This window comes from Sphingomonas sp. Leaf62 (genome assembly GCF_001421915.1).
GTDB lineage: Bacteria > Pseudomonadota > Alphaproteobacteria > Sphingomonadales > Sphingomonadaceae > Sphingomonas.
Map to the genome: position 1 here is coordinate 1 of NZ_LMLN01000031.1, position 9238 is coordinate 9238.

Consider the following 9238-nt stretch of genomic DNA (forward strand, 5'->3'; position numbering starts at 1 on the left):
CTCCGCCATCGCCCTGGCTGCCACCATCATCTTCTGGCTGTAATCAACGAGTCCTGACCCTAGGAAAATGCGATAGCTGTCCTGCCGCTGATACTCAGCGTCTCGCCCCTGTGGATTAGAAAAATAATTCACTCGCGCACGAAGTTCGCCCGAGAGCGTGAGGTATATGTTGTCGGAACCGATCGGAATGTACTTCCACCGATCCAAAAAATCGTCTCGTTTTGACGGGTCGCGCATTTTGCGCCAACCCTCAGCCCAGCGTAGCGGATTGTAGCCCTGCTGCGTGTTGCCGTCTCCCGCGGCAGCGTCGGGGTAGGGGGTGGCAACCGGTGTCGCCGGTGCTGGCGTCTCCCGTACCTCGATCGCGGAGGGAGTCCGTTCCTGTGCCGGGGCTTCATGTGTGATCGCCAAGCTTAGGATCGCAAAGCCGCATCCCTGCATCAGAAGTAGCCGGTTCATGCGACGCCTCTCTGCCGTCTGGTCGATGCCTGAACGGTCTTTTCCAATTTCGCTGGGCAGGCGAGGCGGCGGTTTGCCGCCCCGCCACGGAAAGTTACTCCGCGAGCTCGCGCATCACCTTGATGAGGTCGGATTTTCCCTCGAAGCCGATGCCGGGCAGCTCGGGCATGGTGATGTGCCCGTCGATCACCTTCACGCCGTCTGGGAAGCCGCCATAAGGCTGGAACAGGTCGGGATAGCTCTCATTGCCACCCAGACCCAGACCGGCTGCGATGTTGAGCGACATCTGGTGACCGCCATGCGGGATGCAACGCGAAGGCGACCAACCAAACTGCTTCAGCACTTCCAGCGTGCGTAGATACTCGACCAGGCCATAGGACAGCGCACAGTCGAACTGGAGCCAGTCGCGATCGGGGCGCATCCCGCCGTGGCGCAGCAGGTTGCGAGCGTCCTGGTGAGAGAACAGGTTCTCACCGGTCGCCATCGGACCAGGATAATATTCCGAGATGGCCGCCTGCAGCGAGTAGTCGAGCGGATCGCCGATTTCCTCGTACCAGAACAGGGGGTACTCGCGCAGCATCTTGGCATAGGCGATGCCGGTTTCGAGATCGAAGCGTCCATTGGCGTCGACCGCCAACTGCGCTTCCGAACCGATTTCCTTCAGCACCGCCTCGATCCGGCCGCGATCTTCCTCAAGCGAGGCGCCACCAATCTTCATCTTCACGACGTTATAGCCGCGATTGAGATAGCCGCGCATCTCGGCGCACAGCGCGCTGTTGTCCTTGCCAGGGTAGTAATAGCCGCCTGCTGCATACACGAACACGCGGGGGTTCGCCTCACGATCATGCCGCTCAGCCAGCAGGCGGAACAAAGGCTTGCCCTCGATCTTAGCGACTGCGTCCCAGATCGCCATGTCGAGCGTGCCGACGGCGACCGAGCGCTCACCGTGACCGCCGGGCTTCTCGTTGGTCATCATCGCCGCCCAGATCTTGTGCGGATCGAGGTTGTCGCGGGCGTCGTCGAGCAGGCTTTCTGGCGCAGCTTCGAGAATCCGGTCGCGGAACCGCTCGCGGATCAGGCCGCCCTGGCCGTAGCGGCCGTTCGAGTTGAAGCCGTAGCCAACCACCCGCTTGCCGTCGCGGACGACGTCGGTGACAACCGCAACCAAGCTGGCGGTCATCTTGCTGAAGTCGATGTACGCGTTGCGGATGGGTGACGAGATGGGTTGGGTGATCTCGCAGACGTCGATGATGCGCATTGAAGGCTCCTTAGGTATCCGTGATGAATGAGGATCAGTGGGTGTCCGCCGGACCGGCGGGATGAAGGGTAATACTGGCTGGCCGTTCGCCCTTCTGTTCGGCGATCACGGCCTTCACCGTTTCGGTATTCAGGCCGCCTTCCCATTTCGCGATTGCGATGGTGGCGACGCCATTGCCGATCAGGTTGGTGACGGCGCGGGCCTCGTTCATGAAGCGATCGACGCCGAGCAGCAGGACGAGACCAGCGGCAGGAATGTCGGGGAAGGTCGACAACGTTGCCGCCAGCGTGACGAACCCGCCGCCAGCGACACCAGCAGATCCCTTCGACGTCAGCAGTAGGACACCTAGAATGACGATCTGATGCCACAGCGTCAGCGGCGTGTTGGTGGCCTGTGCGATGAAGATCGCCGCCATCGTCAGGTAGATGCAGGTGCCGTCGGCATTGAAAGTATAACCGGTCGGCAAGACGAGACCGACGACGGGCTTGGCGACGCCCAAACGTTCCAGCTTCGCCATCATCCGCGGCAACACCGCTTCAGTCGAACAGGTGGCGAAGGTGACAAGCAGTTCGTCCTTGAAATACCGGAAGAACTGCATGAGCGGGAAGCCCGCCCAGCGCGCGACGGTGCCAATCACGAACACGACGAAAACGGCGGAGGTAAGGTAGACCGCGAGCATCAGGTGGCCGAGGCCCCAGAGCGAGCCGAGCCCGTGCTTGCCGATCGTGTAGGCGACACCTGCACCCGCACCGATCGGCGCGAGCTTCATGACCATGCCGACGATGCGGAATAGTGTTTGCGTCATCGACTCGATGACTGCGGTCAGCGCCTCGCCACGCTTGCCGATCGACACCAGCGCATAACCGATAAGCACTGCGATCAGGATGATCTGCAGCATCGCACCTTGGGCAAAGGCGTCGGCCATCGTCTTGGGGATGATGTTCAGGAAAAAGTCGACAACGCCGTGCTGTTCCTGCGAGGCGGGCTGGTATTTAGCGATGCCACTGGCATCAAGCGTTGAGGCGTCGATGTTCATGCCAACGCCCGGCTTCATGACGTTGACGACGACTAGCCCGATGACAAGCGCAAGAGTCGAGACAATCTCGAAATAGATTAGTGCGCGAACGCCAATCCGCCCGACCTCCTTCACATTGCCCATCTTCGCGATGCCGAGGACAACCGTGCCGAAGATGATCGGGGCAAGCAGCATCTTGATGAGCTTGATGAAGGCGTCGGCGAGCGGCTGCAGCGCTACGGCTACGTCCGGAAGCACAACGCCTATCAGCGCCCCCAGGGCAATGCCAATCAGTACCTGCACGTACAACTGGCCTAGAAGGCGTCGCGCCATCGTTTCTCTCCGGCTCTCTCGCTAAGGGCAAATTTGTTTTGTTCTTAGCGGGAGGTTTCGGCAAGATTGCTGACGCAATCAAATGCCAATATGGATGCCTATGGTGCCGAATCGGCATAATGGAACAGCCATGGGTCAGGATGCTAGAGCCCCGGGGTGAGAACGATGCAGCTTGATTGGCTCGAGGATTTCCTCACGCTGGCTGAGGAGCGCAATTTCTCTCGTGCAGCTGAACGCCGGAATGTCACACAGCCGGCATTTGGACGACGAATCCGCTCACTCGAGCAATGGGTGGGAACTCCGCTATTTATCCGTACAAAGACGGGAACCGACCTGAGCGCGGCCGGAGAGCAGTTCCAGAGTTATATACAGGTGTCAGTCCGCGATCTGTATCGGGCGCGTGTTGCGGCTTTGGAGATCTTGGATCAGGCAAAATCAGTTATCACTGTTGCCGCAACGCATGCATTGTCGTTCACATTTTTTCCAAAGTGGATCGTCGAGCACGCACCACACGAACCCATCAATTTGAAATCGGATAGCATGCAGGCGTGTGAGAGGGTGATGCAGCGAGGTGAAGCCTCCTTCCTCCTGTCACACCATCACCGTCTGCTTCAAACGTCGCTTGATTCGCAGGATTTTGTGCGCGTCGAAATCGGGACCGATTTGTTGGTGCCAGTCTGTCAACCAAGCGAAGGGGGACAGCCACGCTGGACGCTTGGGGATGGCGAGGTTCCATACCTGGCTTACAGCACAGAATCTGGCTTGGGTCGGATCCTTCATGCTGATTGGGCAGCGCGGGGCGTAAGGCCTCCTTTGGCAATGGTGTTGCAGTCACAACTGGCGGCTGCGCTGCTGTCGATGGCGGTCGACGGGGCCGGGGTGGCGTGGGTGCCGCTGTCGCTCGCCGCATCGGCGCTGGCGACAGGTAGGATCGCCTATGCCGGGGACGAAACCTATCGCACGGCGATCGCCATCACGCTCGCCCGACCGACGACATCTCTGTCGAAGATCTCGGAAGCGCTCTGGACCGCCGCCTGCGGGCGCTGAGGGCACCCGCAGGCGGACGGCAGTTTACAGGTTGGAGCCGCGCCCCTTCGTCTTGGCGGCACCCTTGATCGGCTCGCCGAGCGTTGCCTTGAACCACGTCACCACGCGATCGATGATCGGCGTCTGATACCAGTAGATGTCGCCGTGCGCCGCCCCATCGACCAGGATGAGTTCGGCATCGTTGCCACCCGCCTTGAGCGCGTCGTAAAGATGCCGGCTCTGCATCGGGGATACCAGGGTGTCGGCGGTCCCATGCATGATTAGGAAGGGCGGCTTCTTGCCCTTCATATGCCCTATCGAACTCGCCGCGAGCGCCTTTTCCGGGTTGCTGACGATCGATGCACCTGCAAAGGTCCCGAAAGCGGGGCCGTTGACGAGCAGCGCCTCCGTCACCGCCGGGGATTGGTGCACTTTCTGCACCGCGTCCGAGAAGCCTTCGCCGATGCTGCGCAGATCGGAGATTCCGTACAGCGTTACCGCCGCCTGCACGTCGGAGGACCTGTCGGTAAAATCACCCTTGTCGAACGCGCGCTCACCGTTGGTCGTGCCGAGCATCTGGGCGACATAGCCGCCAGCGGAATCGCCGATCACGCCGATGCGCGCCGGGTCGATGCCATAGTCAGCCGCATGTTCGCGCAGGTACCGGACCGCCGCCTTGCCATCCTGCACCAAGGCCGGGAACTTGTCCGGCACCACGCGATATTCCGCTGCGGCGACGACGAAACCGGCGCGTGCCAGCGCGGTCCGCATCTCGCTGTACTTCTCATAGTCCGCCGAGATGAAGCCGCCGCCGGGGAAGTAGACGATCGCCGGCTTCAGATCGTCGTTGCGGGGCACCAGTACCGTCATCCTCAGCGGTCGGATGGCTCGCTGCGACTTGATCTGCGAATAGATGACCCCGCCGATCGTATCGACCTGTCCCGTCATTACCGGAACGCGGATCGTCTGCGCGCCGCCGCCTGCCGCTGCCGGCACCGTCTGCGCCTGAACCGGACCAGTCATGGCCATGCCCCCCATCATCGCCAGTAACGGCCATTGCATCTTCATCGCGCTTCCTCCTGACCAATCGAAATTCTCAAGCGGCAGACCCGGCCCGGAACCGAACGCCGGATCAGGGCCTGCATCAAACATTGCTCGATCATATGCTCGGCGGCTCCAGCAGCATCCGCGCCGCATCACGGACCGCGCCGCCGATGCTCCGGTCGGATGTGGCTTGCGCCATCACGATCGCACCCTGAACGAGTGTGAGGATCTGTACTATCGTCTTCCTCGGATCGGCAACGTCCAGCGGCGCGACCAGACCGGAAACCAGCGCGTCGAGGCTTTCGAAATAGCCGTCGATCATCGCCCGGATTTCAGGCGTGTCCCCCTCGGGGCCGAATTCGGACAGCCCCTTGACGAACGGGCATCCCCGGAAGCCGGGATCCTGGAAAAACCCGTCGAGCGCGTCGAAGATGGCGAGCACGCGCCCGACCGGGGTCAGGCCGGGACGCTCGGTCGCCGTCGCCAGCATCCGGATCCACACGCCGCTCTGGCTGCGCAGATAATCGGTAATCAGCGACACCTTCGACGGGAAATGCTTGTAGAAGGTCATCTTGGCCACACCGCTTTCGGCGATGATCCGGTCGATCCCGACCGTATGGATGCTGCGCCGATAGAAAAGGTCGGACGCGGTCCTCCGGATGCGCTCCCGCGGCGGAAGGGCGGCGAGTGGTCGATCGTCCGGATGGGTCGAATGAACATCTGAAATTACCGTCATTCCTCCGATATAGCGCGGCTGACCAAAAATAGACAGACCGGGCTGTCTATTGGGTTTTTAAAACAGACAAGTCTGTATATTCTAGCGGTGTCTTAACAATCGACGGGGTTCGAAAATGAGCGGAAAAATCGTGGTCGTCACCGGCGCAAGCAGCGGCTTTGGCAAACTGACCGTGCTGGAACTGGCCCGGCAGGGCCACATCGTGGTCGCGACGATGCGCGACGTCGACGGGCGCAACAGCGGCGTTCGCGACGAATTGATCGAGACCGCGAAGGCGGACGGTAATCCGTTACAGGTGCTCGAAATGGACGTCGCCGACGACGCATCGGTCCAGGCCGCGATTGATGGCCTCATCGCGCAGCATGGTCGGATCGACGTGCTGGTCAACAATGCCGGATTGATGCCGATCGGTGTGACCGAAGCGTATACGGTCGCCGATGTTGAGCGGCTGTTCGCCGTCAATGTCTTCGGTGCCATCCGGACCGATCGCGCCGTCCTGCCGCACATGCGCGCGGCTGGCAGCGGCCTGCTGGTGCAGGTCACATCGTTGATGGGGCGTTTTACCATTCCGTTCTTCGGCATCTATGCCGCCAGCAAGTTCGCGCTCGAGGCACTGGCCGAGACCTATCGCTACGAATTGTCGAGCTTCGGCGTCGATTCGGTGATCGTCGAGCCGGGTCCGTTTCCCAGCAACCTTATCGCGTCCAGCCCGCAGCCGTCCGATGCCGGCGTGCTCGCATCCTACGGCGATGTCGCGGCGATCCCGCGCCAGATCGTCGACCATTCCGATCAGCAGTTCGATCCCGCCAACCCGCCCCGACCGCAACGCGTCGCCGACGCGATCGCCAGGCTGGTGGCTGCCACCGAACGGCGACCGCTGCGCACCGTCGTGATGCCCGATGGGCTGGATTTCGGCGTGCAACAGATCAACGACGCCGTTGCGCCGATCCAGCACGGCGTCCTGACGGCGATGGGCATGGAAAAGATGCTCTAGCGCAGGATGAGGTCGGATCGCCCCCTCTTTATGTGCATCGCGAGGCTATGCCGCGCCGGGTCAAGGCGTCCTGGATGGCTTCGCGATGCACTTGTGACGATGGCGGCTGACACTGTGTGGACGCACTCTGACAGGGCGATGTTCAGCAACGTTGCCGTCGCGGGCGCTACGCTTGCCGACCAAGGCTCGTCGGGCGTGACCCGCGCCCGGCAGGCAGGCGTCGACGCGTCAGCCTTGCCGCGCGATATCTTCGGCGCGCGGTGTCTGACCGCTGCGGTTCTTGACCGCCGGCAACTCGCCGACCCTGGCGCGCCAGGCATGCAGCGCCTCGAGCCCCAGGTCGATCGGCAGGCCCACGAGATCCGCGAACATCAGGCCGGCGAACAGAGTGATGTCCGGCATGGTGAAGGCCGTCCCGGCGAGGAAGGGCTGATCCGCCAGCACCCCGTCGAAATAGGGGAGGTTGGCGACGGCGTAGGCGCCGCGTCGTTCCCCCCATTCCTTGCGACCGGCCCATTCCGGGGCGCGCCACGGCCGCAATGCCGCGCCGAGGCCGGGGGTGCCGTAATGGAAATAGTCGTCCACCGCATCGATCATCATCGCCTCGGCCCGGCGCTGCATCATGTGGATGAGACCCCTCTCGCGCGGTGTCCTGCCGGTGAGGGTTGGGTTGCCGTCGAGATTGTCGAGATACTCCGTGATCGCCGTGCATTCGGAGATGATCGTGCCGTCGTCCAGCTCCAGCAGCGGGATCTTCCCGATCGGATTCTTTGCGAGGAACTCGGGCTGTTTCTGCTCGGCCGAGAACAGGTCAACGCTGACGATTTCGACCTGGTCGGTGAGTCCCTTCTCGGCCAGCACGATGCGGATCCGGGCAGGGTGTGGGGCGGCTTCACGATCATGGATCTTCATCGGATGCTCCTGGGGACGGTCGAAACAGGGGAACAGATCATCGCGCCGACCGATGAGGCGGCGAAGGCGGTGATCTTTTCGTCGGCGAGGTTGCGGACCCGACCGATAACGTTGAACGGATCGCCACCCGGCGCATTGGAAGGCTATTCGCCGTTACCCGCCGATCCCGCCTGAAATCCTGCGGTGTCGAAATAGTCCGACCAGCGGCTGATCTTGCCGTCCGCGTCCAGTTCGAAAATCCCCATCAGCGGGATGGTCGCCAGCGTGTTACCCGATGCGTCCAGCATGTAATCTATCCGTTCGGTCAGCACCTTGTTGCCGACGGCGGCGATGGCGAGCAGGTCGAACTTCATGGCCGCCATACCCATATTCGCGCCAAGCTGATTTATAAGCCCGATCGCCTCATCCGCTCCTACCGTCCGGGCGAACCCGACATTGTTCCAGATCGTCGAGGGGGTGAAATAGCGACGGCACGCCTCGATCATACCGTTCGTATCTGCATTCATCGCAGATACGAACTCGCCTACGACGGCCACGGGATCACTCATGATATGGTCCTATGCAATATCAGGTTGGTTCGAGCCGACCGCCAGCAAACGACGTCGGTGATGCGCGGCCCGGCGTGACGATGTCGAGACGCCGCGCCATCGGCGGGATCACATGAACAGCGCGCGGGCGACGCGGACGAAATGCTCCGAATCCACCGACGTCGCCTTGTCGCCGATCATCCGCTCCATGACGACGGCGATCGCGAGGTCGCGACGGGCGCCTGAGCGCGACGCATCGGTCGCCGCCAGCGCCGCCGGCAGTTCGTCACGGCTGAGATCGGTGCAATAGGATGGCGAGCCGCCCTGCTGGCGCCACGATTCGGCCAGCGTGCCGGCATCCACCGCGTCGAGGCCGGTATCTTCCACCAGCGCCATCGCGACGGCGCGCTCCCGATCGTTGTCGGCGGCGACCGGAATAGCGATGCGGTCGGGATCGCCCGCCGGCTTGCCCTTGGTCGTCAGCGATCCGGGTGGCGGGTCGCAAGTCACCGATCGTCATTGCCTGCGACGTGGTCAGAGGACGCACATCGAGATGCAGGCCACCTAGCGCTTCCCGGATCTCATCCAACGAAATGCCCCGCTCGCGGAGTTTCGATACCACCTCGCCGAAATTCACCGCGCCGATGACGGATCGCGTGAGGACGGTCGCAACCCGCTCTGCGCCTGGCTCGTCGTTCAGCAAGCAGAGCAGGGCGGAAGCATCGAGGACGATCCTGTTACTCATGCTCAGCCTCCGCACGCCGGTCAGCAACTGAGCTGGCCCCTGTTTTGACCGGACGGAATTAAGCCTAAGAAGGAGGCTTGGGGCTATCTCCTGAGCATAGGCTTATGTCCGTGTCCGAGATCATCACCGACGGCGGTCGTCGCCGTCACTGGAGCACGCCTGAGAAGCTGAGGATCGTCGAGGAGACGC

The 9238-nt window shown here is 62.1% G+C and carries 9 protein-coding genes and 1 pseudogene; 2 read left to right on the forward strand and 8 right to left on the reverse strand.

The features are described 5' to 3' along the window. The 3 genes and pseudogenes from ASE91_RS18050 to dctA form a co-directional block, all read right to left on the reverse strand. Nucleotides 1-459: pseudogene (locus tag ASE91_RS18050) on the reverse strand (hypothetical protein); the annotation flags it as partial. 94 nt (nucleotides 460-553) lie between these two features. Continuing rightward, the gene (locus tag ASE91_RS18055; protein WP_056628916.1) at nucleotides 554-1717 is read right to left on the reverse strand and encodes a mandelate racemase/muconate lactonizing enzyme family protein; all 1164 of its coding nucleotides are present in this window, start codon (nucleotides 1715-1717) and stop codon (nucleotides 554-556) included. Nucleotides 1718-1751: 34 nt separating this feature from the next. Next, on the reverse strand, nucleotides 1752-3065 hold the full coding sequence (gene dctA / locus ASE91_RS18060; protein ID WP_056628918.1) for a C4-dicarboxylate transporter DctA: 1314 nt from the start codon (nucleotides 3063-3065) through the stop codon (nucleotides 1752-1754). A 165-nt stretch (nucleotides 3066-3230) separates the two neighbouring features. On the opposite strand from dctA, the gene ASE91_RS19050 reads away from it, so the two are divergent. Beyond that, complete coding sequence (locus ASE91_RS19050; RefSeq protein WP_082454119.1) at nucleotides 3231-4112, forward strand: LysR family transcriptional regulator; 882 nt, start codon at nucleotides 3231-3233, stop codon at nucleotides 4110-4112. Nucleotides 4113-4136: 24 nt separating this feature from the next. On the opposite strand, the gene ASE91_RS18070 is transcribed toward ASE91_RS19050, so the two are convergent. Next, on the reverse strand, nucleotides 4137-5159 hold the full coding sequence (locus tag ASE91_RS18070; RefSeq protein WP_056628923.1) for an alpha/beta hydrolase: 1023 nt from the start codon (nucleotides 5157-5159) through the stop codon (nucleotides 4137-4139). Nucleotides 5160-5250: 91 nt separating this feature from the next. After that, on the reverse strand, nucleotides 5251-5871 hold the full coding sequence (locus tag ASE91_RS18075) for a TetR/AcrR family transcriptional regulator (protein ID WP_056628929.1): 621 nt from the start codon (nucleotides 5869-5871) through the stop codon (nucleotides 5251-5253). Between the two features lie 115 nt (nucleotides 5872-5986). Between ASE91_RS18075 and ASE91_RS18080 the strand changes: the two genes are divergently transcribed. Beyond that, a complete protein-coding gene (locus ASE91_RS18080) occupies nucleotides 5987-6865 on the forward strand; it encodes an SDR family oxidoreductase (RefSeq protein WP_056628933.1) in 879 nt (292 codons plus the stop codon). A 228-nt stretch (nucleotides 6866-7093) separates the two neighbouring features. Here ASE91_RS18080 and ASE91_RS18085 read toward each other — a convergent pair whose 3' ends face one another. From ASE91_RS18085 to ASE91_RS18095, 3 genes are all read right to left on the reverse strand, one after another. Further along, nucleotides 7094-7777 (reverse strand): glutathione S-transferase family protein, encoded by a 684-nt coding sequence (locus ASE91_RS18085; RefSeq protein ID WP_056628937.1) that lies wholly within the window; start codon nucleotides 7775-7777, stop codon nucleotides 7094-7096. A 143-nt stretch (nucleotides 7778-7920) separates the two neighbouring features. Then, a complete protein-coding gene (locus tag ASE91_RS18090; RefSeq protein WP_056628944.1) occupies nucleotides 7921-8325 on the reverse strand; it encodes a limonene-1,2-epoxide hydrolase family protein in 405 nt (134 codons plus the stop codon). 108 nt (nucleotides 8326-8433) lie between these two features. Then, nucleotides 8434-8814: a hypothetical protein gene (locus ASE91_RS18095; RefSeq protein WP_200911286.1), complete on the reverse strand. Its 381-nt coding sequence runs from the start codon at nucleotides 8812-8814 to the stop codon at nucleotides 8434-8436. Between the last annotated feature and the right edge of the window lie 424 nt (nucleotides 8815-9238).